The sequence below is a fragment of the Gemmobacter caeni genome (genome assembly GCF_003054195.1).
Classification (GTDB): Bacteria; Pseudomonadota; Alphaproteobacteria; order Rhodobacterales; family Rhodobacteraceae; genus Gemmobacter; species Gemmobacter caeni.
In genome coordinates this window covers 1-25,918 of record NZ_QBKP01000031.1, presented here as the reverse complement: position 1 = coordinate 25,918, position 25,918 = coordinate 1, and the positions used below count along the sequence as shown (strand labels likewise).

Annotated in this window: 27 protein-coding genes; 14 read left to right on the top strand and 13 right to left on the bottom strand. The window is 64.4% G+C overall.

Annotated elements, in window-relative coordinates; all coding sequences use genetic code 11:
• Nucleotides 1-77: 77 nt before the first annotated feature.
• The 3 genes from C8N34_RS24195 to C8N34_RS24185 form a co-directional block, all read right to left on the bottom strand.
• Nucleotides 78-1,367, bottom strand: a complete 1,290-nt coding sequence (locus tag C8N34_RS24195) for a GGDEF domain-containing phosphodiesterase (RefSeq protein WP_108130835.1) — start codon at nt 1,365-1,367, stop codon at nt 78-80.
• A 68-nt stretch (nt 1,368-1,435) separates the two neighbouring features.
• Complete coding sequence (ttcA, locus tag C8N34_RS24190) at nt 1,436-2,329, bottom strand: tRNA 2-thiocytidine(32) synthetase TtcA (protein WP_108130834.1); 894 nt, start codon at nt 2,327-2,329, stop codon at nt 1,436-1,438.
• 120 nt (nt 2,330-2,449) lie between these two features.
• Complete coding sequence (locus C8N34_RS24185) at nt 2,450-3,064, bottom strand: response regulator transcription factor (RefSeq protein ID WP_108130837.1); 615 nt, start codon at nt 3,062-3,064, stop codon at nt 2,450-2,452.
• 544 nt (nt 3,065-3,608) lie between these two features.
• Between C8N34_RS24185 and C8N34_RS24180 the strand changes: the two genes are divergently transcribed.
• Both C8N34_RS24180 and C8N34_RS24175 read left to right on the top strand, forming a co-directional pair.
• Complete coding sequence (locus C8N34_RS24180; protein ID WP_242013911.1) at nt 3,609-4,103, top strand: putative pterin-binding protein; 495 nt, start codon at nt 3,609-3,611, stop codon at nt 4,101-4,103.
• A gap of 43 nt (nt 4,104-4,146) precedes the next feature.
• Complete coding sequence (locus C8N34_RS24175) at nt 4,147-6,762, top strand: hybrid sensor histidine kinase/response regulator (RefSeq protein WP_108130833.1); 2,616 nt, start codon at nt 4,147-4,149, stop codon at nt 6,760-6,762.
• A gap of 2 nt (nt 6,763-6,764) precedes the next feature.
• Here C8N34_RS24175 and C8N34_RS24170 read toward each other — a convergent pair whose 3' ends face one another.
• Nucleotides 6,765-6,956, bottom strand: a complete 192-nt coding sequence (locus tag C8N34_RS24170) for a hypothetical protein (RefSeq protein WP_199750772.1) — start codon at nt 6,954-6,956, stop codon at nt 6,765-6,767.
• A gap of 652 nt (nt 6,957-7,608) precedes the next feature.
• Here C8N34_RS24170 and C8N34_RS24165 point away from each other — a divergent pair.
• From C8N34_RS24165 to C8N34_RS24125, 9 genes are all read left to right on the top strand, one after another.
• Nucleotides 7,609-8,523 (top strand): helix-turn-helix domain-containing protein, encoded by a 915-nt coding sequence (locus C8N34_RS24165; RefSeq protein ID WP_158640812.1) that lies wholly within the window; start codon nt 7,609-7,611, stop codon nt 8,521-8,523.
• Between the two features lie 265 nt (nt 8,524-8,788).
• Nucleotides 8,789-9,925, top strand: coding sequence for an amine dehydrogenase large subunit (locus C8N34_RS24160; RefSeq protein WP_158640811.1), 1,137 nt, complete (start codon nt 8,789-8,791; stop codon nt 9,923-9,925).
• 1 nt (nt 9,926) lies between these two features.
• On the top strand, nt 9,927-10,457 hold the full coding sequence (locus C8N34_RS24155; RefSeq protein ID WP_108130830.1) for a MauE/DoxX family redox-associated membrane protein: 531 nt from the start codon (nt 9,927-9,929) through the stop codon (nt 10,455-10,457).
• A 1-nt stretch (nt 10,458) separates the two neighbouring features.
• On the top strand, nt 10,459-11,049 hold the full coding sequence (locus C8N34_RS24150) for a redoxin family protein (protein WP_054303807.1): 591 nt from the start codon (nt 10,459-10,461) through the stop codon (nt 11,047-11,049).
• 29 nt (nt 11,050-11,078) lie between these two features.
• Nucleotides 11,079-11,606 (top strand): methylamine dehydrogenase light chain, encoded by a 528-nt coding sequence (locus tag C8N34_RS24145; RefSeq protein WP_054303806.1) that lies wholly within the window; start codon nt 11,079-11,081, stop codon nt 11,604-11,606.
• Nucleotides 11,606-12,046, top strand: a complete 441-nt coding sequence (locus tag C8N34_RS24140) for a c-type cytochrome (protein WP_108130829.1) — start codon at nt 11,606-11,608, stop codon at nt 12,044-12,046. Before C8N34_RS24145 ends, C8N34_RS24140 begins: the two co-directional genes overlap by 1 nt.
• A gap of 4 nt (nt 12,047-12,050) precedes the next feature.
• Nucleotides 12,051-12,491, top strand: a complete 441-nt coding sequence (locus C8N34_RS24135; RefSeq protein ID WP_108130828.1) for a c-type cytochrome — start codon at nt 12,051-12,053, stop codon at nt 12,489-12,491.
• The gene (locus tag C8N34_RS24130; RefSeq protein ID WP_108130827.1) at nt 12,469-13,101 is read left to right on the top strand and encodes a hypothetical protein; all 633 of its coding nucleotides are present in this window, start codon (nt 12,469-12,471) and stop codon (nt 13,099-13,101) included. Before C8N34_RS24135 ends, C8N34_RS24130 begins: the two co-directional genes overlap by 23 nt.
• A complete protein-coding gene (locus C8N34_RS24125) occupies nt 13,098-13,466 on the top strand; it encodes a cytochrome c3 family protein (RefSeq protein ID WP_108130826.1) in 369 nt (122 codons plus the stop codon). Before C8N34_RS24130 ends, C8N34_RS24125 begins: the two co-directional genes overlap by 4 nt.
• Here C8N34_RS24125 and C8N34_RS24120 read toward each other — a convergent pair.
• From C8N34_RS24120 to C8N34_RS24105, 5 genes are all read right to left on the bottom strand, one after another.
• The gene (locus C8N34_RS24120) at nt 13,454-15,166 is read right to left on the bottom strand and encodes an AMP-binding protein (protein WP_108130825.1); all 1,713 of its coding nucleotides are present in this window, start codon (nt 15,164-15,166) and stop codon (nt 13,454-13,456) included. The genes C8N34_RS24125 and C8N34_RS24120 overlap by 13 nt on opposite strands.
• 66 nt (nt 15,167-15,232) lie before the next feature.
• Nucleotides 15,233-16,636: an aldehyde dehydrogenase family protein gene (locus tag C8N34_RS24115; RefSeq protein WP_108130824.1), complete on the bottom strand. Its 1,404-nt coding sequence runs from the start codon at nt 16,634-16,636 to the stop codon at nt 15,233-15,235.
• Nucleotides 16,637-16,847: 211 nt separating this feature from the next.
• On the bottom strand, nt 16,848-17,012 hold the full coding sequence (locus tag C8N34_RS26520) for a hypothetical protein (protein ID WP_170120578.1): 165 nt from the start codon (nt 17,010-17,012) through the stop codon (nt 16,848-16,850).
• Complete coding sequence (locus tag C8N34_RS24110; protein ID WP_108130823.1) at nt 17,009-18,139, bottom strand: YeeE/YedE family protein; 1,131 nt, start codon at nt 18,137-18,139, stop codon at nt 17,009-17,011. The genes C8N34_RS26520 and C8N34_RS24110 overlap by 4 nt, the downstream gene beginning before the upstream one ends.
• Entirely contained in the window at nt 18,139-19,071 is a 933-nt protein-coding gene (locus C8N34_RS24105) for a sulfurtransferase (RefSeq protein WP_108130822.1), read from the bottom strand. The genes C8N34_RS24110 and C8N34_RS24105 overlap by 1 nt, the downstream gene beginning before the upstream one ends.
• Nucleotides 19,072-19,389: 318 nt before the next feature.
• Here C8N34_RS24105 and C8N34_RS24100 point away from each other — a divergent pair, with 318 nt between their 5' ends.
• From C8N34_RS24100 to C8N34_RS24090, 3 genes are all read left to right on the top strand, one after another.
• Entirely contained in the window at nt 19,390-20,367 is a 978-nt protein-coding gene (locus C8N34_RS24100) for a helix-turn-helix transcriptional regulator (RefSeq protein WP_108130821.1), read from the top strand.
• An 81-nt stretch (nt 20,368-20,448) separates the two neighbouring features.
• Nucleotides 20,449-22,458, top strand: coding sequence for a vWA domain-containing protein (locus tag C8N34_RS26705; RefSeq protein WP_242013910.1), 2,010 nt, complete (start codon nt 20,449-20,451; stop codon nt 22,456-22,458).
• Nucleotides 22,455-23,165, top strand: coding sequence for a hypothetical protein (locus C8N34_RS24090; protein ID WP_108130820.1), 711 nt, complete (start codon nt 22,455-22,457; stop codon nt 23,163-23,165). Before C8N34_RS26705 ends, C8N34_RS24090 begins: the two co-directional genes overlap by 4 nt.
• Nucleotides 23,166-23,185: 20 nt before the next feature.
• Here the strand turns inward: C8N34_RS24090 and C8N34_RS24085 are convergent, their stop codons facing one another.
• The 4 genes from C8N34_RS24085 to C8N34_RS24070 all read right to left on the bottom strand — a co-directional run bounded on the left by C8N34_RS24085 (nt 23,186) and on the right by C8N34_RS24070 (nt 25,654).
• Entirely contained in the window at nt 23,186-24,058 is an 873-nt protein-coding gene (locus C8N34_RS24085; protein WP_108130819.1) for an SRPBCC domain-containing protein, read from the bottom strand.
• Nucleotides 24,058-24,531, bottom strand: a complete 474-nt coding sequence (locus tag C8N34_RS24080; protein WP_108130818.1) for an SRPBCC family protein — start codon at nt 24,529-24,531, stop codon at nt 24,058-24,060. Before C8N34_RS24080 ends, C8N34_RS24085 begins: the two co-directional genes overlap by 1 nt.
• Nucleotides 24,528-24,869, bottom strand: coding sequence for an ArsR/SmtB family transcription factor (locus C8N34_RS24075; protein ID WP_108130817.1), 342 nt, complete (start codon nt 24,867-24,869; stop codon nt 24,528-24,530). Before C8N34_RS24075 ends, C8N34_RS24080 begins: the two co-directional genes overlap by 4 nt.
• Before the next feature lie 107 nt (nt 24,870-24,976).
• Nucleotides 24,977-25,654 carry an SOS response-associated peptidase gene (locus tag C8N34_RS24070; RefSeq protein ID WP_108130816.1) on the bottom strand — a complete coding sequence of 226 codons (678 nt, stop codon included), beginning with the start codon at nt 25,652-25,654 and terminating at the stop codon, nt 24,977-24,979.
• Nucleotides 25,655-25,918 lie beyond the last annotated feature (264 nt).

The following is a 25,918-nucleotide window of genomic DNA, read 5'->3' as shown; positions in this document are numbered from 1 at the left end:
TGAAACGCGCCCCTCGCAGCCTTCAACACCATGTTTTATATAGGAAATATAATGGTCAGGACAGCGAAATCAGCGCCTTACTTGGGAAATGTGGGTTTCAGCCGGTGCACGGCGAAGCGTCGGATATTGGTGATCGAGGCATGGCCGGTTCCGAAATCGTCAAGGTCGATGGTGCAGCCCAACTGCGCCATTGCCGCGATGTTGCGCACGATCACGTCATGTTCGGTACTGGCGATCACGGTTTCCAGAATCTCGATGCAAAGACGACCTGGCTCCAGACCGAAACGGTCGATTTCCCATTCCAGCTTCTCGACGAAGCGGGGATTGCGCAACTCTGCCGCTGAGAGGTTGATGCCGACTTTCGGCACATTCAGCCCCGCGCGATCCCAGCGCGACAGGGCCGTCAGCGCCTGAAACAGCATGACCTCGCCCAGACGCTCCGCCAGCCCGGCCTCTTCAATCGCCCCCAGAAACTCGACAGGGGGCACCACGCCGCGTTCGGGGTGATGCCATCGCGCGAGCGCCTCGAATCCGGTGATGTCGCCGGTATCGGTGGAAACCTGCGGCTGAAAATGGGCGCGGATCTCGCCCTGATCCAGCGCGTTTTCCAACAGGCCGCGCAGGGCATCGCGGTCGGCCCGTTTGCGCGCCATGTCGGGGGCGAAGGCGCGGATGGCGGCTGGGCCGTTGCGCAGCGCCTCATCCGCCGCGATCTGCGCCGCATCCAGCAACGCACGGCCTTCGGCGGCAGGTGCCGCGACACCGAGGCAGAAACCGACCGAGCAGCTGACATAGAGGCGCATTGCATTGAGGCTGATGGGCGGCGCAATCGCGGCCTGAAGCCGCGCGGCAAGCTGGATCATGCTTTCCAGATCCAGCCGCCGCTGGGGGCTCAGCGCCACCGCAAAACCGCCACCTTCCAGCCGCGCAACCACATCCCCGCTGCGCAGGGCGCTGCAAATGCGTTCGGCACAGCGGGCCAGTACCTCGGTCTGCGCAGCGCGTCCATGCCGGTCCAGCAACAAGGCGGCATCGTCGAACTGCACGACAAGACAGCCGGTCTGCAAACCGCTGGCCGGTGCCGCGCGCAAGGCTGCATCGAGCAGCGTCACCAGTTGAGGCCGGAGCGCCAGACCCTGCAAGCTATCCGGCATCGGGTGCATGGCGGTTTCAGCCGGGCGCAGCAGATCCAGTGCCACGCCTGCCAGCGGCGCACCGAGCGCGAGTCCCAGCAGGGCCCGCTCTCCACCCAGCCAGTAGGCCGCCAGCGTCGCCGCAGGCAGCAGGAGCAGAGTTTCAGGCTGCCGCAAGCGCCGCAGCATCCGGCCCATGTTTTCTGACAGCCGTTTCCGGATTTGACCCGACATCGCGCCCTCGCCACATCCGCGACCCCTCGGCCGCCGATGCACCCTAGGCGCGCATCCTCGACGGTTCGTTAAAATTCCTGTCCGAGATGCGGAGGATTTTCGCTAAATGTTCCGGGTTTCGCAGTCAGCCCGGTGAAATCGAAAATGGAAGGGTCGAGCAGATGCGACGGTCGCGCATTCATCAGCGCGCGGAACATCACCTGCCGCCGGCCGGGGCTTCGGGCCTCCCATCCGTCAAGCAACTGTTTGACCTGCTGGCGTTGCAAGCCTTCTTGGCTGCCGCACAGATCGCAGGGAATGATCGGGTAATTCATGGCGCGGGCGAATTTCTCGCAATCGGCCTCGGCCACGAAAGCCAGCGGGCGACAGACGAACAGATCGCCTTCCTCATTCAGCAGCTTGGGTGGCATGGTTGCCAGCCGTCCGCCGTGGAACAGGTTCATGAAGAAGGTTTCCAGAATGTCGTCGCGGTGATGGCCAAGCACCACGGCCGAGCAACCCTCTTCCCGCGCAATGCGGTAAAGATTGCCGCGCCGCAGCCGGGAGCAGAGCGAGCACATGGTCTTGCCCGGCCCGATCTTGTCCATCACCACCGAATAGGTGTCCTGGTATTCGATGCGATGCGGCACGCCCATGCGTTGCAGGAAGTCCGGCAGGACGGTTGCCGGGAAATTCGGCTGACCCTGATCCAGATTGCAGGCCAGCAGATCGACCGGCAGGAGGCCGCGCCATTTCAGTTCGTGCAGGACAGCAAGCAGGGTATAGCTGTCCTTTCCGCCGGAAAGACAGACCAGCCAGCGCGTGCCGCGTTCGATCATCCCGTATTTGTCGATGGCATCCCGCACCTCGCGCACCAGCCGCTTGCGGAGCTTGCGGAATTCTGTGGTCGCGGGGGCGCCATGAAACAGCGGATGGATGTCCTCCGCCAGATCGTCGTCGGAAAGATGCAGATCGTCGGCCATTGGCCCCTCGCGCGCTGGAACGGCCTGCATATGCCAGAAGCGGCGCGCGCTTGCAAACCGGGCGTTGCCGGGGGATGACCCACCATGTGAGCGGAGCCGTCGCCTATCCGGGTGGATAGGTCAGAACAGACCCTGATCCCGCGCGATCAGCGCTGCCTGGGTGCGGTTATGCGCGCCGATCTTGCGATAGAGCGTCTTCATATGCAGCTTCACGGTCGGCTCGGTGATCCCGAGGTCGCGGGCGATTTCCTTGTTGGCCTTCCCCGAAACCAGCCCGCGCAGCACATCCATCTCGCGTCCTGACAGGCGCTGCACCAGCGGATGCGGTGCTTCTTCCTGCGCGGCGCGCAGAAACTCCAGCGGGGCATATTGCTCGCCCATCGCCATGAAGCGCACCGCATTGGCCAGCGACTTCGCGCTGAGCGTCTTGGGCAGATAGCCCGCAGCCCCCATGGCCAGCGCCTGTTCGGCAATGTCGGCAGTCGCCGTGCCCGAAATCAGCGCGACCCGCTGCCCGCCCGCCATGGCCATGACCTGCCGCAGGCTTTCCAGCCCGTTCATGCCAGGCATCGCCACATCCAGAATGACAAGATCGAAGCGCGGCGCGGATTTGATGGCCTTCACCGCTTCCGGCAGGCTGCCTACGGCCGCGACCTCGGCGCCAGCTTCGACTTGCAGGAACAGCATGATCGTATCGCGCACGAGGTCGTGGTCGTCCGCGATCAGGATACGCATGCCATTTGCTCCATTTGTTGCCTTGGACGTGGCATCGGTCGAGCGCGATTGGGCCAGATACAGCTTCACTCTCCTTTGGGGCGATTCGTGTTGGGAGGAAACAACGCCAGCGCTTGACGATTATAGGTTGAAAGATGGCAAGTGTGAGGCCTTGCGAAAGGATATCGGGGCGCATCCTGACGGACAGGTCAAGTCGCCACCCCGCCACTGCTGGAGGGCGGCCTTGCCCGGCCAGCCCGCCAAACAGGCCCTAAGGTCTTGTTCCGGCGCCTTGGGGCAGAACCCCGGCAGGTGTCCGGGCGTGCCGAGTGATGCAAATGGATATCGCCCATGCGCGCTCGACCTCGCTCTTGCTGGATCTGGTGCTGATCGGGCTGACCTTCCGTGCGCTCTGGACCGGGCGGGGCGCCTATTGAGCCCCTATCCGCAAGGATAGTCCGACAGTTCCGATACGAATGCCCGGCCGATGCCCAACATGCTAGTCTCCGGCTCAAAAATCCGCGCGCCGGTTCCGCAGCCAGCCCTTCCAGAGGATATCACCGCCTTGGCCCCACGTCTTACCCGCAGAATCGTCCTGGCCGCGCTGACCAGCCTTGCCGCCATGACCGCGGCGCAGGCCGATACCCCGTTGCTGACCCTGACGGGTACTGTCGACGGCAAGCCCGGCACCAGCGTCACCTTCGATGCAGCCGCCCTTGCCGCCTTGCCACAGATCACCTTCACCACAAGCACGGTCTGGACGGAAGGCCCGCAGGAATTCACCGGCGTCTCGCTGGGCGCGGTGCTGCGGGCTGCCGGCATGACCGGCGCGCTGCTGGAGGCCTATGCCGCTAATGACTATTCGGTCGAGATCCCGGTGGAGGACTGGCCGGAGAATGCCCCCATCATCGCCCACAGCCGCAACGGCACCGCCATGTCCCTCCGTGACAAGGGGCCGCTGTGGATTGTCTATCCCTACGATTCCGACCCGGCTTACCGCAGCGAGGTGATCTACACCCGCAGCATCTGGCAACTGGAACGGATCGAGGTTCGACCCTAGGATCGGCAGCGGATCGGAAGAACGACAGGTGACGGATGACGCGATGCCAGGCTCCGGGCTGAATCCGGCTGCTGACCGGAAGCGCCGCCGGTTACGGCGCCTGCGCCTGCTGGTGGTTTCGGCCATCCTTGCCATCCTGTTCGGCATCATGGGCGCCATGACGCAGAACGTGGTCGCGCAGCTGAACACGCTGCGCTCTGCCGCTTCGGACAATCTGCAATGGACGCTGTCGCAGGTTGATGCGGAATTCCTGCGCTTCCGTCACGCGCTGGATACCGCCCGTGTCGAGGTGCATCTGGGGCAAACCACCGCGGCCCAGCTTGCCGATCTGCGCAAGCGGTTCGACATCTTCTACAGCCGGATCGACACGTTTCGCGCCACGGGCACCTATTCCACCCTGCGCCGCAATGCCGAGTTCAAACAGAATTTCGAGGTGATCCGCCAGGCGCGCGACCGGATGAGCGCTCTGGCTGATCTGCCCGATGCCGGGCTGGTGGCGGCCCTGGACCAGATGGACCGCGAGGCCGAGACGGTTGCGCCCGTGGTGCGCGCGCTGTCGGTCATGGGACTGGCGCAGTTCGCCACACATTCGGATGCCACGCGCATCGCCGTGACCACGACACTGGCCAGGCTTGCCCTGATGGCGGGGGGGATGTTCGTGGCGATCTCGCTTCTGGCGGTGCTGCTGCTGCGGATGTACCGGCTGAGCGAGCGCCGCGCCGTGGACCAGATGCTGACCACGGCGCGGATGCGCACGGTGATCCAGACCTCGCTTGACGGGATCGTGGTCTGTGACCGCGCGGCGCGCATTCTGGATTTCAGCCCGGCGGCAGAGGCGATCTTTGGCTGTACGGTGGAAGAGGTCACCGGGCAGGATCTTCTGACGCTCGTCAAGCCCGAGGAGGACAGGGACCGCAGCCTTGCCGCTGCCCTGCGCAATCCCGCGCCGGAAACGCTGGGGCGGCTTTATGTCGATGGCATCGGGCGCGACGGGCGCGTCTTTCCGGCCGAAATCTCGCTGCGTGTGGCAGAGGGCGATCAGGGGCAGATCTTCGTGCTGTTCATCCGCGACATCTCGCAGATCAGGCAGGCCGAGGCCGATCTGATCGAGGCGCATGACCGTGCCGTCGCGGGCGAAAAGGCCAAGGCGGAATTCGTGGCAGTCATGTCGCACGAGATGCGCACACCGCTGAACGGGTTGCTGGGCACCATGTCGCTGCTGGCCGATACCCGGCTTGACCCGCAGCAGAAAACCTATCTCGGCTCGATGGAGGTTTCGGGCCGGCTGCTCAGCGCGCTGGTGAACGATGTTCTGGACATTTCGCAACTGGAGGCCGGGATGATGCGCCTGCAATCAAGGCCGTTCCGCCTGTCCGACATCGTGGAAGATGTGATCGCCAATCAGCACGGTCTGGCCAGGGTCAATGGCATCACGCTGGACTGGGGCTGGCAAAGCCCGCCCTTCGAACCGGCGGTCGGCGATCCCGACAAGATCCGGCAGGTCTTGCTGAACTTCGTGAACAACGCGATCAAATTCACGCCCCGCGGCGGGGTGCGGATCGAGATCGAGGCGCTGGACCCGGCGGCACCGGTCTCGGAGGTCGAGTTGCGGGTGATCGACACCGGCCTCGGGATTGCCGAAGCCGATCTGGAACGGATTTTCCGCGATTTCGAGATGATCGACAGCTCTTACGGGCGGCGCTCGGGCACCGGGCTTGGGCTGGGCATTTCGCGGCGGCTGGCCGGGCTGATGGGCGGCGAGGTGGGGGTGGAAAGCACACAGGGCGAAGGCAGCGTGTTCTGGATGCGGCTGCCGCTGGAACGCAGCGCGGCCGCCTTGCCGCTGCCGGAGGGCACTGCCGCCGTGCCGCCGGATGCGGCGGCTCCCGGCCACGCCCTTTCCGTGCTGATTGTCGAGGACAACGAAATCAACCGGATCATCCTGCATGACATGGTCACGCTCGCAGGTCATGCGGTGACCGAGGCCTGTGATGGACGCGAGGGCGTGGCACGCGCCGCAGAAACCCGGTTCGATGTGATCCTGATGGATATTTCGATGCCCGTCATGGACGGGCGGGCTGCGACCCGCGCGATCCGCATGGGAACGGGCGCCTCGGCGGCGGCTCCCATCGTTGCGATTACCGCCCATGCCCTGCCGGAGGAAGTGGCCGCCTTCCGGGCCGCAGGCATGACGGATGTGCTGAAGAAACCCATTAACCGCAAGGAACTGCTTGCGGCCCTGGCAGAGGTTTCCGGCGCCGCGCCGCAGGCGGAAGGGATGGGGGCCGTGGCCAGACCAACAGGGCCGCTGTTCGATGCCTCCCGTCTGGTGCCGGATGACTCCGCACCTGTTTCTGCCGCACTCCGCGCCCTGACGGGGCGGTTCATCGACCAGATGGACGCAATGGCGCTGGATCTGGCCGATGAACCGCAGGCCGGTGACCCCGCCGCGCGGATGCAGCTCTTGCACCGCTGCGCGGGGGCGGCGGGCACATTTGGCGCCGTGGCGCTTCATGCCCGACTCCATGCCATTGAGACCGCCTGGAAGTCGGGTGACAGCCAGCCACTTGCCGATGCGGCCCGCAACATCCCGCCGCTTTGGCAAGAGACGCGCGGGCAGATCCTTGCCTGGCTGGAACGGATGCCGCCCGGCGCCTGAGGTCAAGGGCTTCCCAGTACCGTGCCCACGACGCGGGCCACATCGGCAATGTTGGTCACCGCGCTGTCATAGCAGGCGATGGCATCGCCGGGCAGCAGATAAGGGTCGAATTCGTCCCGGTCGGCGCGGGTCATCATATCCTCTATCCGGCGTTCGATCACGACCGAAACGCCGGTGACAGGGTTGCGCGACATCATCTTTGTCGCTGAAGATTTTCGGGACTGCCTTTCCTTACGGCGCCCCACATTGAATCTGATATGCGGTTCTTCACCCGCCGCTACCGCATGAATGATCCGATAAGCGCTACTATGACGCTTTGTACCTGACTGGCAGCAGGTGGCGGTGCTGTGATCTGAATGCCAGTTACTCGATTAACTCCAGAATGCAGGCGTCCACCGTGTGTGCGGAGTGGATCGCAACTCGGGTGTGGCGTGGCTTGATAGTGATATTTGATGCGGCTCCTCTGACCGGCCATATGCCTCGCATTTGCATCAAAACCTGCCGGTGGTTCGTGGCGAATACGGAGATTGTGAAGGCTTTGTTGCCGGAAACATCCTGAGGTGGCTGTGGTTCGACACGCTCTTGCGCAGGGCCTTTGTGCTGCGCCCTGACCGCGCAGCAAGATATCGCCCGAGGCGCGGCGTGAACGGTTCCCAACCTGACCGTTGCCGCTTTGGCCTTGTCAGACAGCGGTTACATTCCACTATTGATCACCGACCCGGGCCAGCGCACTATACCCGGCAACGCCCGGATTCCCTGCGCTCCCTGAAAACACGCCCGCAAAGAGGCGTCGAGGGCACCGGAACCGGCACGATGACCATGCAGCCTTTTTGGGGAGGAAAGGCCATGATGTGTTTCGACGAGTGGAACAGTTGTATCCTCAACAATTGTGGCCACTACTATAGCAAGCCGGTGAAGAACACCCGCAAGCCGGTCGGAATCTTCAGTCTGCGCCGCCGTCACGGGGTCGATATCGCAGACATGCAATGCGAGATCGACCAGATCGAACGTCTGCGCGCGGGCATTCGCCGGGACGACCACGAATATCTTTTCCTGCTGATGCAGAAATCCGGCGAGATGCGCGTGGCCCATAATGGCCGGGAAGAGGTGTTGATGGCGGGCGACAGTCTGCTGATGGATTCGACGCGCACGGCCGAACTGCGTTTCGACGGCAAGGCATCGTCGTTCCTGTCGGTGCATCTGCCACGCAGCCTCTGCCTGGAAGGGCGGGGGGCCAGTCCTGTCACCGGGCGGCGCATGGACCGGGCGCATCCGCTGCGGCCCAGTCTTGATGCGCTGATGAACGGCGAGGGGCATGGCGATTCCCATGCCGATTATCTGTTCGATTTCATTGCCATGATGTTCCGCCCTGATGAACGCCCGGGCGACGCGGCGTCGTTCCGCGACCGGCACGGGCGGTTCCGCTACATCTGCGACACGATCGAGCGGCATGTCCCCGACAGCGACTTCACCATCGAGCGGCTCGCCGGGCTGGTGCATATGTCGCGCCGTCAGTTGCAACGCGATTTCCGCGACAATGGCACCACCTTTACCCGCGTGCTTTGCGAGGCCCGGATGAAGCTGGTCGCCAGCCATCTGCGCCGTGCGGCGCGGCAGAAACAGCGGCCCGCGATTTCCGATCTGGCCTATCGCGCGGGGTTCAGTGATCTGTCGCACTTCAACCGCAGTTTCCGGCAGCTTTATCAGCTTTCGCCGGGCGGCTACTATGAAGACCATCTTCAAATCCTGATCGAACATTGATCTGAAATGTTTTTTTTGGCGCGTGGGGCCACAATTCTGGCGCACCCGGCCAAGACCCGGCCCGCGCTGCCGTGATCTGGTTTTCATCCAGAACCGAGGGGAGGCGGTCGAGGATGAACAGAATGGACGTGCAGAGTCTGACCGGACCGAACCCGCCGCGCGTGGCGGGATGGCTTCGGCAAAGCCCTTCCTCCGCCCCACCCCCCGGATTCCGGCGGGACCGCGCCGCCGCATGAAACCCCTAGTCACTTCAGCAGGTCGCCAAATGAAACACCATCTTCTGCTTTCGCTTTCGGTTCTGGCCGCCACCGGCGGTCAGGTTCTTGCACAGGAAAAAGACATCCAGCCCGAAACCCTTGCCGTCGAAGCGCGGATTTCCGAGGGAAATCATATCTATCTGATGGATATGGGCATCTCGGGGTCCAGTTCGGTCTTCGTGCTGAACGCCGATGACCTGTCGCTCGAAGGCAATATCGGCGCGGGCACCTTCAGCCAGATGCTGATGAGTGGGGATGGCAAGTCGATCTATACCGGCTCGGTCTACATGAAGCGCTATACCCGCGGCCCCATCGAGGCGGTGATCGAGGAATACGACCCGCAAACCCTGAACCTGCGGCGCGAGTTCACGGTGTCCGACAAGATGGCTCAGACGCTTAGCCAGAAGGGCGCACTGAACCTTTCGGCGGATGGCAAATACATGCTGGTCCAGAATGCCACGCCCGCGACCTCGATCAACGTGGTCGATCTGGCGGCGGGGAAGGATCTGGTCGAGGTGCCGACCCCCGGCTGCTGGACCGCCTATCCCTCCATTGAAGGGCTGGCCTTCACCACCATCTGCGGTGATGGCTCTCTGGTGAAATACACGGTTGGCGCCGATGGCACGGTCAGCGAACCGGCGAAATCGGACAAGATCTTCGATGCCGATACGGCGCCGATCTTCGGTGTCGCGCTGCGGATCGACGGCAAGCTGGTCTACATCTCGTTTGACGGCAAGCTGCTGGAGGTTGATGACAGCGGCGACAAGCCGGTGCTGGGCCGCACCATCGCCTTCGCAAAAGATGGCTGGGCGCCTTCTGGCTATACGCTGATGGCCTATCACGCCGCGTCGAAAACCCTGTTCGTGATGATGCATTCCAATGCGGGCGACGGCACGCACAAGAACCCGGCGGAAGAGATCTGGGCGATCAACATGACCAGCGGTGAGGTTGTGGGTCGCAGCGCTGCGCATGGCGAAACCAATATCGCCGTGAGCACGGGCGAGGTGCCGCAACTGATCGGCGTGGATCATCTGGGCGGGCTGCATCGTTACGATGTGACGCTGGGCGATACCGTCAGCCTGACGGAAAGCGCCGCCAAGGAAGGGGCTGCCTTCTTCCCGACGATGATCGCGACGGATTACTGAGATGGCGGCGCTTGCCTCTCTTGCTTCGGTGACGGTGACCAGCTTCCTGGTCATCGTGCTGGCGCGGGCGGTCTGGCACAAGGTGGAACGGTTTCTGGAAACCGTGGGTTTCGCACAGGGTTACGGCCTGGTGCCCGAAGCCTGGGCTGCCCCGGCGGTTCGGCTGCTGACCGGCGTCGAGGTGGCAACGATCCTTGCGCTGATCCTGCCGGTTTCGCGTCCTTTCGGCGGGTTTCTGGCGGCGGGTCTGTTCTCGGGCTACGCGGCCATCATGGCAGTGGCCCTGGTGCAGGGCCGCAGCCGGATCGACTGCGGTTGCGGCGGTCTGCCGCAAATCGTGTCGGTCTTCACGCTGGGCCGCAATGCCGTGCTGACCCTGCTGGCGCTGTCGGTGGCGATGCTGCCTGCGGCCCCGGTGCCGAAGTTCGATGTTGCCATCGCCATTGCCGGCGCGCTGGTCCTTGTCGCCATCTATACCATCATCGAGCGCCTTGCCTCGCATCTGCCCTATATCCGGCAGGGAGACCTCTAGCATGAACCTCCTGATCTTTTCGAACATCCTGCTGTGGGTCGTGGTGCTGATCCAGCTTGCGGTGATCTTCGCCCTGGCCCGCCAGATCGGTATTCTGTTCGAGCGTGTCTCGCCCGTCGGCGCGATGATCTCGGATGCGGGGCCAGCGCTGGGTGACAAGGTTCCGGCGCTGGCCTTGCCCAACCTGAACGGGCCTGGGCTGACGCTCGGACGGGCAGGGGGGCGTTCGCAACTGGTGTTTTTCCTGTCGACCAGTTGCCCGATCTGCAAGGCGCTGCTGCCCGCGCTGAAATCCATCAAGGCTGACGAACAGGGCTGGCTCGACGTGGTTCTGGCCTCGGACGGGCGCGAGCAACTGCACCGCCGCCTGATTGAAGCCGAAAACCTCGAAGCCTTCCCCTATGTGCTGTCCCCGGAGCTGGGGATGAGCTTCAAGGTCTCGAAACTGCCCTTCGCCGTACTCATCGACAAGGATGGCAAGGTGGCGGCCAAGGGTCTCGTGAACAGCCGGGAACAGCTTGAAAGCCTGTTCACCGCTTCTGAAACCGGCATCCCCTCCTATCAGGCCGCTGTGGCCGGGATGACCTCCTGACATATCGTGACATCAAGAAGGAAACCGACATGACCCGTTTCATTGACAGATTCCTCAAGCGCCTCGATGGTGCGACTGAGGCGAATATCCGTTCTTCCGCGCGCCGCAATGGCCGCCGGTCCTTCCTCGCCCGCACCGGCATGGCGCTGCTGGGCGCCGCCGTCTCGGTGCCGGTGCTGCCTTTCGACCGCCGGGCCTTCGCCTCGACCGAAGGCGGCGCGGCGGATCCGTGCAGCTACTGGCGGCATTGCGCCATCGACGGTTTCCTGTGCGAGGATTCCGGCGGCTCGCTGACTTCCTGCCCGCCGGGCAGCAGCGTTTCGGCGGTGTCCTGGGTCGGCACCTGCTCGAATCCCGATGACGGCAAGGACTACCTCATCAGCTACAATGACTGCTGCGGCAAACCCTTCATCCCCAGCGCGACCTTCTGCAACAACAACAAGGGCGAACGTCCCGGCTATCGCATGGGTCTTTACAACGACATCAACTGGTGCACCGCCAATACCGACAAGGGCTATCATTGTACGGTGTCGGTCGTCGTGGGTCTGGCCGATTGATGCGCGCGGTTCTCCTTGTGGCCGCTCTTGCCGGTCTCCTGTCCGGTCCCGCATCCGCCGAGGATGCGGGGGCGGCCCTGTTCGACGCGCATTGCGCCGCCTGCCATAATACCGGCGGGATCGGAACGCCGGGGTTGGCCCCGCCGCTGAACCGGCCGGATTTCTGGCAGGCGCTGGGCGACAAGGCGCCGACCTATATCAGCGGCATTGTCACCAAGGGCTTCGCCAAGCCGATCACCGTGAACGGCGAACGCTATATGGGGCTGATCATGGTGCCGGTCGCCGGGACCACGGATGAGGAACTGGCGCAGATTACCAGCTGGGTTCTGTCTGATCTGGGCCAGACCGACCAGTCGGTAACGCTTGCCCAGATCGCCGAGATGCGCGCCAGCATGACCACGCAGGATGATCTGAAGGCCCTGCGCCCGCCGACGGAGTGAGAGCATGATGAAACAGGCCCTGCTGGCTTCGCTTCTGGTTCTGGCCACGGCTGCACCGGGTGTCGCGGGGAATACCGCGACCTCACCCCGTGCGAACTATGTGCTGCATTGTTCCGGCTGCCACGGCATGCAGGGGCTGGGCACGGTGGAAGGCGGCATTCCCGCCTTTCCCAATTCGGTCGGCTATATCGTCAGCATCGAATCCGGTCGTGACTACGTCATGCATGTGCCAGGCGTGGTCGGGAACAACATGACCAACGCTCAGATCGCGGAGGTGATGAACTATATCCTTGATCAGTGGTCTGACGGCAGCGGCCATTTCACCGAGGCCGAGGTGACGCGCCGTCGGGCGGTGCCGGTTGGCGATGTCGTGATCTATCGCCGCAAGGTGGTCGAGGATCTGCGCAATCTGGGCGTCGAGATTGCGGAATATCCCTGGCCGTGAACGGGCGGTTCCGGCGCTGCTGATCCTTGCGGTCATGGCGCTGGCCGATCCGTGGCGCAGTGGCGGGCTGTTCTGGGACTTCGGCAATGCGCTGGGGTTTCTGGCATTGGCGGGCTTGTTGTTCCAGATGATCCCCGGCCCGCGTGGCACACCCCGCCCGCATGAATTGCTGGGCTACTGGGTTCTGGCCATTGCATGTCTGCATGCGTTCTGGTTTCTCGCGGGCGATGCCGTGGCGCGGTTCTATCTGTTGCCGGGTGGTCCCCTGCATATGTGGCTGGGCCTTGCCGGTCTGTTGCTTCTGGCAGGGCTGAGCATCCTTGCCCGCATGCCTGATCGCCGGCGCCTGCACCCGAGCTATCGCGGCTTTCGCAGGCTGCACCGGCATCTTGCGCTGGCCTGTCTGGCGGCAACGCTGCTGCATGTCCTGCTGAGCGGTTTTTATCTGCCTCTGTGGTGGCAGGCGGCGGCTCCGGTCGCCATTGCGCTGGCCTGCGCCTTTGGTCGCCGGATCTGGCCGCGCGCATCCGCTGTTCCGGTTGCAGCCTGGCTGGGGGCCGGTGGCGGGGCGGTGGCCGTCTTCGTCCTGATGCGTGAGGTGATGCCGTGAAATGGCTGCTGGCCGCGCTGTTTCTGGCCGGGGTGGCGCTGGTCGTCACCGGATTGCCGATGGGCCAGCCGCTGCCGGAGCGTGCGGCCCGCTTCGGGGGCAGCCTTGCGGTGCTGCCGATGACCTTCACCCATCAGTCGCATTTCGGCAAACCCTGTGCGACCTGTCACCATGAGTTTGTCGACCGCACGGCCGGGCCGCCCTGCATGGCCTGCCATGTCACCGACCAGAAGGTCGCCCCGCTGCTGGAGGCGCAGTTCCATGGCCTTTGCCAGAGCTGCCATATCGACGAACATGCGGCGGGCAGGCCCTCTGGTCCCACCCGCCGCTGCATCGCCTGCCATCTGGACGATCACGCGTTCTGAGCCGCCTCGTTGCGCAGCATCTCCTGCATCCGGTCGCGCATGACGAATTTCTGCGGCTTGCCCGTGGCGGTCAGCGGCAGGTCAGTCACGATCCGCACATGGCGCGGGATCTTGAAATGCGCGATCTGGCCCTTGCAATGGTCGCGCAATGCCTCTGCCATCAGCGTGCTGCCGGGTTTCAGCACGACCCAGGCGCAGACCTCTTCCCCGAAAGTATCGTCGGGGATGCCGAAGACCTGCACATCGCTGACCTCGGGGTGGCGGATCAGGAACTCCTCGATCTCGCGCGGGTAGATGTTCTCGCCGCCCCGGATGATCATGTCCTTGACCCGTCCGACGATGGTGCAGAAGCCTTCCGCATCCAGCACGCCCAGATCGCCGGTGTGCATCCAGCCGTCTGTGATACTGGCCTCCGTTGCGGCCTCGTCGCCCCAGTAGCCCGCCATCACCGAATAGCCGCGGGTCCACAGCTCGCCTTTTTCGCCCACCGGCACGGTGTTGCCCTCGGCGTCAACCAGCTTCACCTCCAGATGCGGATGGATGCGGCCCACGGTTTCGCAGCGCTTTTCGGTGGGATCGTCGGTAAAGCTTTGGAACGAGACGGGGGAGGTTTCGGTCATGCCATAGCATATCGTCACCTCGCGCATGTGCATGTCGCGGTTCACGCGTTTCATCACCTCGATGGGGCACAGCGCCCCCGCCATGATGCCGGTGCGCAGGGTGGACAGGTCGCGGTGCTGGCGATCCAGTTCCTGCAACATGGCAACGAACATGGTGGGCACGCCGTAGCAGGCAGTGGCACCTTCCGCCGCGATGGCGTCAAGCGTCTGCGCCGGGGTGAAGCCTTCACCGGGGAAGATCATCTTCGCGCCCTTGCTGACCGCGCCCAGCACGCCCATCACCATGCCGAAGCAATGATAAAGCGGCACCGGAATGACCAGCCGGTCGGCTGAGGTCAGCGCAATACGGTCGGTCACGAAACGCGCGTTGTTGACGATGTTGAAATGCGACAGTGTGGCGCCCTTGGGCATGCCGGTGGTGCCCGAGGTGAACTGAATGTTGATCGGGTCCGTGGGGGCCAGCCCTGCTTCGATGCCGTCCAGCCGCGCCAGAAGGGCAGGGGTGGCGCGGCCGGTCAGATCGGTGAAGGCGATCATGCCGGAGGACGCGTCATCGCCCATGACCACGATATGCCGCAACTCCGGCAGGCGGGAGCAGGCCAAGGGCACCTCACGGCCCAGTTCCGGGGCCAGTTCGCGGATCATTGCCACATAATCCGAGCTTTTGAACGAACGGGCCGTGATCAGCACGCGGCAGCCAACCTTGTTCAGCGCATAGTCGAGTTCCGACAGACGGTAGGCCGGATTGATGTTCACCAGAATGGCGCCGATGCGGGCGGTGGCGAATTGCGTCAGCACCCATTCCAGCCGGTTGGGTGACCAGATACCGACCCGGTCGCCCTGCGTCACCCCGAGTGACAGTAAACCGGCGGCGCAGCGGTCTACCTCTTGCGCGAAAGCCCGATAGGTCAGCCGCTGGCCTGTTTCGCAGAACACCAGCGCCTCGGCATCACCATGGCTGGCGACCGCCTCGCGCAGAAGCTGCGGGATGGTGGCCTGTTTCAGCGGTGGTTCCCCGGGGCCGGTGACATGCGACAGCCCGTCTTTCGGGGCAGCGCCTGCCGCCATTGCATGAGACATGTTTGATCTCCGGAAAGGGCAAGGCCCGCCCGGCGGGCCGGGCAGGCGGAGCCGTCAATGGTGGCCTCAGCCGCGCGCGACGTTCAGAACCTGCATCTGGGTGTATTCGGCCAGCCCTTCGACAGACTGTTCCACCCCGAGGCCCGAGCCCTTGAAGCCCGCCATCGGAATATGCGGCCCGATGTTGAGCTGCTGATTCACCCAGATCGTGCCAGAGTCGATCTGGCCCGCGATTTCGGTTGCCTTGTCCAGATCGGCGGAATGGACAGACCCGCCCAGCCCGTATTCGGAGGCATTGGCCCGCGCGATCACGTCATTCACATCGCTGAAGCGGATCACCGGCAGGATCGGGCCGAACTGTTCCTCGTCCACGATACGCTGGCCATCGGTTACATCACGCACAATGGTCGGGCTGATGAAATAACCCTTGCCAGCGCGCAACTCGCCTCCGGCAATGATGCGGCCGCTGGTGCGGGCATCTTCCAGATAGCCCTTCACCTTCTCGAACTGCGCCTTGTTCTGGATGGGGCCGACGGTGGTGCCCTGCTTCAGCCCGTCATCCACCACGGCGGCCCTGGCGATGTCGGCCAGCGCGTCGCAGAAATCGTCATAGATCGCGTCATGCACATAGGCGCGCTTGATCGCGAGGCAGACCTGACCCGCGTTGAAGAAAGCCCCGCCATAAACTTTTTCGGCGGTCGCGCGCACGTCGACATCGGGCAGCACGATGGTCGGATCATTGCCGCCCATTTCCAGCGTCACGCGCTTCATCGTGTCGGCTGCGCTGGCCATGATGCGCTTGCCGGTCTGAGACGATCCGGTGAAGCCGATCTTGGCGATGCCCGGATGGGTGGTCATCTTCGGGCCGAGATCATTATTGTCGGTCAGGATGTTGACCAGCCCCGCGGGCAGGATACGGGCGCAGATCTCGCCCAGCTTCAGCGTGGTGACGGGTGTTGTCGGTGCGGGTTTGAGGATGATGGCATTCCCGGCCATCAGCGCAGGCCCGATTTTCCAGCAGGCCAGCAGCAGCGGGAAATTCCATGCGACGATGGCGCCGACCACGCCCAGCGGTTTGTGCCGGGTCTCGATGCGAAATTGCGCATCGTCCTGAATGATCCGGTCGGGCAGCTGCAGAGTCGATGTATGCAGCAGGTAGCCTTGGCTCCACTCCACCTCGCCCGCCGCTTCGGGCAGGGGCTTGCCCTGTTCCATGGTGATGGTGCGGGCCAGATCGTCGGCATTGGCGCGGATGGCGGCGGCCAGATCCTCGATCACGGCGCGGCGCTCGGCCATGGTGGTCCTCGCCCAGATCTTTTGCGCCGCCGCTGCGGCGGCGACGGCCTCGTCAAGTTGGGCTTCAGTCGCGTGCGGAACGCGCGCGAAAACCTCTTCGGTGGCGGGGTTGATGACGTCAAGCATGCGCTCGCCTGCCACCAACCTGCCGTTGATGAGCATTTTGTAATCCATGGCTTCCTCCCTCGACGGCAGACCGCCGTCTCTGGGCAGAGCTTAAACAGGCGAAGCGGGTGGTGTCTGGGGCTGCGGCGCCAAATCATCCGCGTGCGGTGCCAAAATAATCAAGCTGAATCAATAGCTCGTAAGAGTATTGGCAAAGAGGCGCAGAAGCCGCGCCCGGATCGTCTGCAAGGCTTGATCCGGGCGCCTTTCTGGTTTGGCCTTAGTTCGGCAAGGCTCCGCAAAAGCCGCCCGATGCGGCAAGGCCAGAGCCGAAGGCAAAGACCACGGGTGCCTTGTAAGGGTTGGGGGGGGTGGTCGTGAGGTCGAAGGCCAGCAGCCCGGCAAGGCCAAGGACCATCAGCGTCGCGGTGAAACGGCGGGTCATGCGCGTGCCTCCAGCCCGACCATCGGGCGAATGCGGATGCCGACAAAGGCCCCTGCGAAGGCGGCCGCGAACCAGACCCAGCCGTGCAGGCTGCCGGTAGAGATGCCCGAGAAGAAGGCGCCGACATTACAGCCAAACGCCAGCCGCGAGGAATAGCCCAGCAGCAGCCCGGCGATGATCGTGGCGATCCAGGCGCGGGCCGGATAGCGGGGCAGGGGCTGTGACAGGCCGCCGCTGCGCCATGTGGCGACACCGAACGCCCCGGCGATCAGGCCAAGATTGGTCAGCGAGGTATAATCGGTCAGCAGAGAGCTTTGCAGTCGCTCGACCGAGCCCGGCGCGCTCCAGAAAGCCGAGCCGGACAGATCCGCCCCCATGGCGCTGGCGCCCTTGGCAGCCCAAAGGCCCAGACCGTAGACCACGCCCCAGGGCTGGCCCGCGACCAGCAGGTTGCCGATGCCAAGGGCCGCAAGCAGCAGGGCCGCGACGACATAACGTGTCGGCAGGCGCCGCGTGCCGGGTTTACCAAGCAGCCAGAACAGCCCGGCCACCAGCGCCAGCCCTGCCAGCGTCACGCCAAGCCCGAAGCCGCCGCGGAGTGTCAGCACCGGCAGCGCACCGAGGCTTGTCCACCAGACCAGCCCATAGGCCCCGGCGAAACTGCCGATGGCAAAGAACGGCAGGGCCAGCAGTCCGACCGGATTGCCCGAGCCCGCATTGACCAGCGTGCCCGAGCCACAGCCCAGCACCACCTGCATCGCTGCGCCGAAGACGAAGGCGCCACCGATCATGGCCCAGCCGATCGGCGCCTGTGCCCCCGACAGCTCCCCCGGATGGCTGCTGAGCAGCGGGATGGCCACGACCGCGACAAGGGCGATGGCCAGAAGCTGCGCCAGCACCCCGGCGGGTTCGCGCCGCAGGATCATCGCCCTCCACGGACCGGCAAAGCCGAAGCGCAGCCCCTCCAGCGTGATGCCGAAGCCGAGGCCGATGGCCAGCATCAACCCGTAGCGCGCGCCCACGAACAGCGCGACCAACGCCACAGCCGCCAGCGCCCCCGCGAGCAGGCCCGCGCGCCAAAGGCCCTGACCGGATGGCCGTGCCGAAACTGTGCCAGCGGCGGACATCAGTTGCCGCCCGTCAGTTGATTGAGCAGATTGGTGAACAGCCCCGGCTGGTTCGCCATCTCGCCATCGGTATGGGAATATTCGACCATCGAGGCGGGATAGAGCCGGACATTCTTGATCCCCGCCAGTTCGGACAGCGCGAACCAGTCGGTCGCGGCCCAATGGCCGGTGTTGCAGAAGGACACCACCTCGTCATTCGCGCCGATGCCCAGCCGCGCCTTCAGCGCCGCCACATCGCCGGTCGGGTTGATCGCCGTGGCGCCCGCGCGGAAGAATTCGGTGTAAGGCAGATTCTGCGCGCCGGGCAGCGTGCCCGGACGGGCTGCGGCGGGGGCGGCCTTCTTGCCTTCAAAGAAGGCGGGCGGACGTGCATCGACAAGGATGGCCTTGCTTTTGCCCGCGACGACATCGCTGACAGCCGCAGTATCGGCGGTCCAGGTATCGTTCCAGGTGATCGTCAGGTCGGTCGGCGCCGGGGTCACGGCGGTGGTCGAGATCGGCAGCCCGGCATTGGCCCATGCTGTCGCCCCGCCGTTCAGCACCGAAAGTTCGGTAAAGCCCGAGCTTTTCAGCGTCCAGTAAACCCGCGCGGCGGCACCGAAATCGGTATCGGTATCGCCCTGCGACACGATGACCACCGGCCGCGCCGGATCGAGGCCCAGCGATTCATAGGTTTCTTCCAGCTTCTCGACCGGGGGGACGGCGCCCGGATTCTCCTCGGGGCCGCGGAACAGGCCGTAGGGCGCGGAAACCGCGCCTTCGATATGGCCCTCGGCATAGCCTTTGGCGCGGATGTCGAGGATGATTGGCGCCTCGGCGCTGGCGGCGGCCAGCTCCGCAGGGGTGACCAGCGGGCCAAGATCGGCTGCGAAAGCAGTGCTGGCAAACAGCGCGGCGAGGCCTGAAAGAGGAACAAAGGCAAGACGGGTCATCGGGGTTCTCTCGCTGAAGGAGGCTTTTGTTCTCATTTCATGGGTTCTTGTCGGATGATCAAGGAACCAATCCTGCCTCCTTGGGTATTTTGCCGGGATATTTTCTTGGCCTTTGGCTGCGCGCGCGCGCAGTTGAATCCCTTCAGCGCGGCGGCGGGAATATCTGCACCCGATCCCGTGCCAGAGGGGAACAGGTTTCTTTTTTGCCGGAACAGGCGGGCAAATCCCAAAACCCGCCCGGCCTGTGTCGCGGGGATCGGTTGACAGCTTCATTTCCGCAGGCAAGGCTCTGGGGGTTGCCGAAAGACCCTGCTTGCCATGACCCATTTCCAACTCGACACCAACGCGCTGGACCCCGGCCAGCGGATTGCTGAATTCGAAGCGGCCTGCGCGCAGGTCTGTCAGCTGATGGTTGCGCCGACGGGCGAGGATTTCGCCTCGCGCACCTCGATTGCGCTGATCGGGCAGGCGGTCTTTGCCGATACCAGCCATTCCGCCTGCGTGACCAGCCGGACCCTGGCGCTGGCGGCGGGAACGGGTGACAATATCCTGCTGCATATCCCGTTTTCCGGCGGCTTCACCATTCGTCAGCGGGGTGGCAACGAGCAGGCCTGCGCGGTGGGCTCGATCTACCTTGATCCGACCGGGGAGCCGGGCGTCGCCCGGTTTGAGGGGCAGGGCGCGCATGCCTTCTACCTGTCGCTTCCGCGTGCGCTGCTGGCACCGGCGGGCGACAGGCTTGCACTTCGGGCGCAGATCGCGCTGACACCGCAATGGCGACTGATGCTGGCCTATGCCCGTGCCATCCACGCCGAAGCGACGCATTTGTCGGCATCCGATCTGGAACAATGCTGCACGCATCTTCAGGATCTGGTGATGCTGGCGATCGGGGCCGACCGTGAAACCGAACAGATCGCGCGGGGGCGGGGCGCGCGCGTTGCGCGGTTGCGGGCCATCAGGGCGGACATCGAGCGGCACCTGACCAGCCCGGATCTTTCGTCCGGCTGGATAGCGGGGCGTCATGGAATCTCGCCGCGCTATCTGCGGGCACTTTTTGCCGATGAGGGAACCTCGTTCACGGATTACGTCCTGAGCAGGCGTCTGATGCTGGCCTGTCGGCGCCTGTCTGACCCGATGCAACATGGGCTGCCGGTCAGCCGGATTGCCGCCGAAGCGGGGTTTGGTGACCTCTCCTGGTTCAACCAGCGGTTCCGGCAGGCTTTCGGACAGACCCCGACTGAAACGCGCAATCTTGCTCTCCAGCGGTTGCGCGACGGGGGGCAGGGTTCCGTCTGACCCGCATTCACTGCCGCTTGGCCCAAGACGCGCGGCCATTCTCGCAGCATGATCGCCCATGACCATGAGCCGGAGACCGCCATGCCCCTGATTTGTCATCGTCTGTGCGCGACGCTGCTTGCGCTTGGCCTGGCTGTGCCTGCCATGGCCCAAAGCCGCACGCTGATCGTGATGGACGGGTCGGGCTCGATGTGGGGGCAGATCGACGGGCGACCCAAGCTGGAGATTGCGCGCGAGGTGGTGGCCGATGTTCTGGCGGATATGCCCGCCGACCGGGTGCTGGGACTGATGGCCTACGGGCACCGGGAACGCGGCAATTGCGCGGATATCGAACTGATGGTGGCGCCCGAGGCCGGCAGCGCGACGGCGATCCTCGATGCGGTCCGGACGATGCGGTTTCAGGGCAAGACCCCGTTGACCGAGGCCGTGCGACAGGCGGCCGAAGCATTGCGCAGCACGGAGGAACCTGCAACCGTGGTGCTTGTGACCGACGGGATCGAAACCTGCGAGGCCGACCCCTGCGCGCTGGCCACCGAGCTGGAACAGTCCGGCGTCGATTTCACCGCGCATGTCATCGGCTTTGGCCTCACTCGCGATGAGGCGGCGGAGGTCGCCTGTATCGCCGACAATACCGGCGGGCGCTATATCGAGGCCTCGGATGCCGGGGGGCTTGCAGGCGCGCTGGAGCAGGCGGTGAGCGGGGCAGAACTTCCAGCGCCGGAACCTTTGCCCGAGCCGGAGCCCGATGCCCCGGCGCGCCATTTCCCCGGCGATGTCTGGATGCCCGGTTTCGCCATTGCCACGACAGGCCAGAGTTTTGGCCCCGATCTGCCGGAACCCGCCGCTTTCGACTTTCCGGCAGACGGCACCGCCGAAGCCTGTCGCGCCATCTGCGAGGCTGACGGCGCCTGCGGGTCATGGCGTTTCGAACCCGTCGGCAGCTTCTTTGTGGAGCATGCACGTTGTTTTGCGTTCCGGCCAGGCACCGAGTTTCGTCCCGATGTCTATCCCGTTGCCGATGGTTTCGTGTCGGGCATGAAGCCGGGTGTTCCGGGCCTGACCTCGCCCTATGTCGCGATCGGCGCCAATGTGACCGCGCGCCTGACGCCGACGGGGCCGGTTCTGCCGGGGGAGCCGTTCACCGTGCTGTGGGCTGGTCCCGCCGGAGCGGATGACTGGGTCGCGATCGTGCCCGAGGGGCAAGAGGACACATCCGGGGATCTCTCATATTTCTATGTCGCGGAAACCATAGAGCCGGGGGATCGCCCCGAAGGTGCGGGCAGCATGGTGGCGCCAGACGCTCCGGGGCGCTATGTGCTGCGCTACGTTCTTGGTCGCAGCGCCGACCGTCGTGTCATCTTTTCCATGCCGCTGGAGGTGGGGAGTGATGCAGGCGTTCCCGTCCAGATCCCGGTGCGGATTTCGCCCCCGTCCGGATACGAAAATGATCCGGTCTCGTGGAGCGCGGTGCCGCTCACACCCCTGGCTTCCGCGCCCGAGGCCGTGGCGATGCCCGAAGCCTTTTCCGGGGCGTGGGAGACCACGCTTTACCCCGGACGCTGGCAGGTCGAGGGGCTTGCTGCCGGGGGGATGTATTTCGCTGCCGAGATCGAGGTAACCCCAGACGGGGTTCGGACGTTCGAGATTCCGGTGGGCTTTGAACAGGCGGGAATGGGCGAGGATGCTCCCCCTGCCGAGCCGGTGCCTCTGCCGGGTGCCACCCCCTATAAAGATGCCGCGACCGGCCTGTCATTTAATCTGCCAGACGGATGGCAGGCGGAGGAGGCGTTCTTCGCGGAAACGGCTGCCGGGGTGAGGGCACGCTTTCCAGGTGTCACGTTGACGGGGCCGGATGACAGGATGCTGGTGCTCAATCCGCTGCAATGGCTGGCGCAGAACGGTCCATGCGAGGAAAGCGCGCTGGGGCCGCTGTGCGTCTTCGGGGAGACAGACGCTGTGACCGATGGAGCAATGGCCGTGATTCTGCCCAGCCTGTCGATGGCCAAGGCACCCTCTTTCGGGGGTGTCGCGTTCCGGCCGGCCAGCGACGACCCGATTTCCACGCTTGTCCCCGGATGGAGCCCCGAATGACCCGTCTTGCCCTGTGTATTGTCACCCTCCTGGCGGCGCCCCCCGCGCTGGCGCAGGAAAAGCTGGTTGTCGCGGATTGCGGCGCGGGCGGTTGCCGCTGCGCACTGGCGGCGGTGACGATGGAAGAGGCCGAAGTCGTTCTGGGCACCGCCGCACCTGCTGGCAGCACGACGCTTGTGCGCTTTGACGGCGATTATATCTGGAGCAGCCTGTCCCTGCGCGAGATCGACCTTGCCGCCGGTGGCGACGGGGAATGCCCGCTGGAGCTTTTCGATGTGATGGTGCCGGAGGATGGCAAATGGATCGGCACCGTGACCGGCAGGCAGGTTTCGCACTGCCCGGCCGGTCTGGATGCGGCGCTGGACCCGATGACCGATGCGCTGGTCTTCCCGCGGGATATCGTCTGGAACGGTGCCTTCCATCCGGACAGGTTCCGCATGGAAGGCGCGGCCCGCGCAATCGACTGGAGCCGTGTGGATGACACCCGTTTCACGGGGAAGGGGCCCGCGGTGAGTCAGTCGGGCGCGTCCTCGCTGGTGGACATTGGTGTCACCTATGACGCGCGGCTGGTTGACCCGCGCCTTGCCCGCATCGAAGTGCAGTTGAAGGTGCGGGCACAGGGGGCTTCGCAGGCCGTGATCGACGCGGCGGGGCTGGGCAAATGTGATGTGCGCGTCACCGTCGACATCGCCAAGGCCTCGGGCTGACCCGGCTGCGCGGGCGTGGTTTACGGCGCACCGATCTGCCGGGCCAGTTTTCCCAAGGTCTGCAAGCCAAGTTCGATGGCGCCAAAGCCTTTGGCCTGCTGGAACTCGGCCGCCGAACTGAAGATCATCGCCAGCGTGACGGTTGTCGTGCCATCCGTCTCGTCGAACTGGGCCCAGGCGTCGGCGTGTTTCGGCCCGTTTTCGCCCCAGAGCAGCGTATAGCCCAGCCGCTCGGGCTGTCGAAGTTCGCCATAGCGGTGATGGTTGGGGAAAACCGTGCCGTCCGGCCCGATCATGTCAAACACCCACTCTCCGCCCGACCGCAGGTCGATCCGTTTCGTACGGCAGGAAAACCCCTCTGGTCCCCACCATTGCGGTAAGGTGTCCGGGTTTACCCAGGTGTCCCAGACCAGTTGCCGCGGCGCCCTGATCGCCCGCCGGATCACCATGGTCCGTTCGGCGGTCGCTGCGAGATTGCCAAGCCCGGCATCGAAGCCCTGTCGATAGCCTGCCTCCATATCCCCTGCCATCGAGGAAAGCTGCACCGTGACCGAGAGGTGGGAGCCTTCGCCCTCGGGGGTGAAATCTGCCGTGACCATGGCTGCCGATTGCACCACGCCATCAACGGAAACGACCTCGTAGTTCACGCTGCGCTGCGCCGGCTGCATGTCCAGCCAGCCGACCTCGCAGCGGATGTCAGGTTGTCCGTCGACCTTGCACAGGGAGATTTCGCGCCCGCCGGTCCGGCTGTCAGCTTCCAGAAACTCAACTGAGACGGCGGGCGTGGGGGCCGCCCAGACCGCGCGTGCGGCGGGCGCGGTCCAGGTCTGCCACAGGGTCGCGACGGGTGCCGCAACCTGCCGTTCAAAATGCAGCGTGGCAAAGCGGCCCATCACATCAGCCCGCGCGCATAGGCTTCGAGTTGGGTCGCGACCGTGCCCCAGCCATCGAAGAAGCCCATGGCCTCATGCGTCTTGCGGGTCTCGGGATTGCGGTGGCGGGCGATGGCCGTATAGGTCGTGCCGCCATCCGGGGCATCCGACAGCAACAGGATCGCTGTCATGAACGGCTCCGGCGCGGGTTTCCACCCCTCGGTATAAGCATCTGTAAAAACAAGCTTCTCGCCCGGCACCACCTCCAGATAAACGCCGCGATTGTCCATCACGTTGCCTTCCACCTCGAAGGTGGTGTTGAAGCGGCCCCCGACCCGCAGGTCGATATCCACCGCCGTCACCTTGTGCGGGGTGGGGATGAAGAAATGCGGGATATGGCGCGGCTGCGTCCAGCATTCCCAGATCAGTTGGCGGGGGGCGGCAAGGGTGCGGGTAAAGCTCAGATCGGTATCGGGGTCGAGATCGGTGGTCATTTCGCGCGTTCCTCCATGATCTTCATGACATAGGAATCAAGCCGGTCGAGGCGGCTTTCCCAAATGTTGCGTTGTTCATCCAGCCAGGTACGAACCGGCGCCAGCGCCTCGGGCACGATGGCGCAGGAGCGCACGCGACCGTCCTTGGACGTGGCGATCAGCCCTGCCTCCTCCAGCACCGAAAGATGCCGCATCACGGTCGGCAGACGCAGCCCGGTCGGGGCCGCAAGCTCCGTCACCGGCGCAGGCCCGGCCGCCAGCCGAGTCAGAAGCGCCCGGCGGGTCGGGTCTGACAGGGCGTGGAACAGCAGAGAGAGGTCAGAATCATACTTAGCCATGTGGCTAACTATGATCTTTCAACAAGATTTGGCAAGGAAAACTTTGCCAGTTGGCTAACTTTTGTGCGCTGCGGGCATGCCTGGAGGGGCTGGTCGTGTCCCTTGGGTCAGCCGAACTCTGCGGACGAACCTTCTGGCAGGATTTCCAGCTCGCCATCGGGCAGGGGCTGTTGCAGGCGGCGGGCACGTTCGAACGGGGCTGTCAGCCAAATGCGCCAGTCCTCTGGCCGGGTCAGGATGACCGGCATGGCCTTGGGGTGGATGTCTGCCACCTCGCGGTTGGGCGCGCAGGTCAGGAAGGCAAAGGCGTCCACAGTCACGGCGCCCTCCTTCAGCTTTCGCGTTGAGGTCCATTCGGTGCGGATACCGGCAAAGAAGGCCACTGGCGGTTCGCGGCCAAGGGTAAACCAGACGGGTTTCCCGCGCATCGGGCCGGGGCGGCTGTCGGGTTCGGCGAAGCTGGTAAACGGAACCAGGCATCGATGCGGCACCGCCAGCCAGCGCCGCCAATGCGGTGAGTCAAGGTTGCGGATATTGGTGACGCCGGGGTCAACCTTTCTGCCGGTGAGGAATTGCGGCGGCGTCGGCATACCCCAGCGTCCCATGGATATATGGTAGCCGTGCGCCCCGTGCCGCAGGATCGGCGCGGCATAATCCGGCCAGATGCCGGGCAGGGAGGGCAGATTGCCCGTCAGATCCTCGATGACCGCATCGTCATCGGTGATCTCCCGCAGCGCGTGATGGATGTCGTCCTGTGACTTTGTTTGCGCATAGAGGTTGCACATGCAGATCTCCCGGCGGGCGTTCTGCGCGGAGCTTACGGGATCACCGTCTGACGCAACAGATGTGGGGAGCAGGCTGAGCCACCGGGAGCGAGGCATCAGTGATGCCGCGCCTGACGGTATTGGGTTGAGGTGTGACTCGCGTTGGGGTGTTGGGGGGGGGCTTGGGCGCGTGCATCGTCTGGCTTTTCTGGGGTGATTCTGTTGTTTGGTCAGTCTGTTGGCGGGTGCGGCTGTGGATAACTCGGTCGCGCCTGATTTTCGGGT

Coding starts and splice junctions, on each gene's coding strand:
- C8N34_RS24135 (WP_108130828.1), top strand. CDS start 12,051: ATGATGAAACAGGCCCTGCTGGCTTCGCTTCTGGTTCTGGCCACGGCT.
- C8N34_RS24195 (WP_108130835.1), bottom strand. CDS start 1,367: ATGTCGGGTCAAATCCGGAAACGGCTGTCAGAAAACATGGGCCGGATG.
- C8N34_RS24085 (WP_108130819.1), bottom strand. CDS start 24,058: ATGGGCCGCTTTGCCACGCTGCATTTTGAACGGCAGGTTGCGGCACCC.
- C8N34_RS24155 (WP_108130830.1), top strand. CDS start 9,927: ATGGCGGCGCTTGCCTCTCTTGCTTCGGTGACGGTGACCAGCTTCCTG.
- C8N34_RS24145 (WP_054303806.1), top strand. CDS start 11,079: ATGACCCGTTTCATTGACAGATTCCTCAAGCGCCTCGATGGTGCGACT.
- C8N34_RS24185 (WP_108130837.1), bottom strand. CDS start 3,064: ATGCGTATCCTGATCGCGGACGACCACGACCTCGTGCGCGATACGATC.
- C8N34_RS24105 (WP_108130822.1), bottom strand. CDS start 19,071: ATGACCCGTCTTGCCTTTGTTCCTCTTTCAGGCCTCGCCGCGCTGTTT.
- C8N34_RS26705 (WP_242013910.1), top strand. CDS start 20,449: ATGCCCCTGATTTGTCATCGTCTGTGCGCGACGCTGCTTGCGCTTGGC.
- ttcA (WP_108130834.1), bottom strand. CDS start 2,329: ATGGCCGACGATCTGCATCTTTCCGACGACGATCTGGCGGAGGACATC.
- C8N34_RS24175 (WP_108130833.1), top strand. CDS start 4,147: ATGCCAGGCTCCGGGCTGAATCCGGCTGCTGACCGGAAGCGCCGCCGG.
- C8N34_RS24080 (WP_108130818.1), bottom strand. CDS start 24,531: ATGACCACCGATCTCGACCCCGATACCGATCTGAGCTTTACCCGCACC.
- C8N34_RS24070 (WP_108130816.1), bottom strand. CDS start 25,654: ATGTGCAACCTCTATGCGCAAACAAAGTCACAGGACGACATCCATCAC.
- C8N34_RS24150 (WP_054303807.1), top strand. CDS start 10,459: ATGAACCTCCTGATCTTTTCGAACATCCTGCTGTGGGTCGTGGTGCTG.
- C8N34_RS24110 (WP_108130823.1), bottom strand. CDS start 18,139: ATGTCCGCCGCTGGCACAGTTTCGGCACGGCCATCCGGTCAGGGCCTT.
- C8N34_RS24165 (WP_158640812.1), top strand. CDS start 7,609: ATGATGTGTTTCGACGAGTGGAACAGTTGTATCCTCAACAATTGTGGC.
- C8N34_RS26520 (WP_170120578.1), bottom strand. CDS start 17,012: ATGACCCGCCGTTTCACCGCGACGCTGATGGTCCTTGGCCTTGCCGGG.
- C8N34_RS24115 (WP_108130824.1), bottom strand. CDS start 16,636: ATGGATTACAAAATGCTCATCAACGGCAGGTTGGTGGCAGGCGAGCGC.
- C8N34_RS24090 (WP_108130820.1), top strand. CDS start 22,455: ATGACCCGTCTTGCCCTGTGTATTGTCACCCTCCTGGCGGCGCCCCCC.
- C8N34_RS24120 (WP_108130825.1), bottom strand. CDS start 15,166: ATGTCTCATGCAATGGCGGCAGGCGCTGCCCCGAAAGACGGGCTGTCG.
- C8N34_RS24140 (WP_108130829.1), top strand. CDS start 11,606: ATGCGCGCGGTTCTCCTTGTGGCCGCTCTTGCCGGTCTCCTGTCCGGT.
- C8N34_RS24100 (WP_108130821.1), top strand. CDS start 19,390: ATGACCCATTTCCAACTCGACACCAACGCGCTGGACCCCGGCCAGCGG.
- C8N34_RS24075 (WP_108130817.1), bottom strand. CDS start 24,869: ATGGCTAAGTATGATTCTGACCTCTCTCTGCTGTTCCACGCCCTGTCA.
- C8N34_RS24170 (WP_199750772.1), bottom strand. CDS start 6,956: ATGTCGCGCAACCCTGTCACCGGCGTTTCGGTCGTGATCGAACGCCGG.
- C8N34_RS24160 (WP_158640811.1), top strand. CDS start 8,789: ATGAAACACCATCTTCTGCTTTCGCTTTCGGTTCTGGCCGCCACCGGC.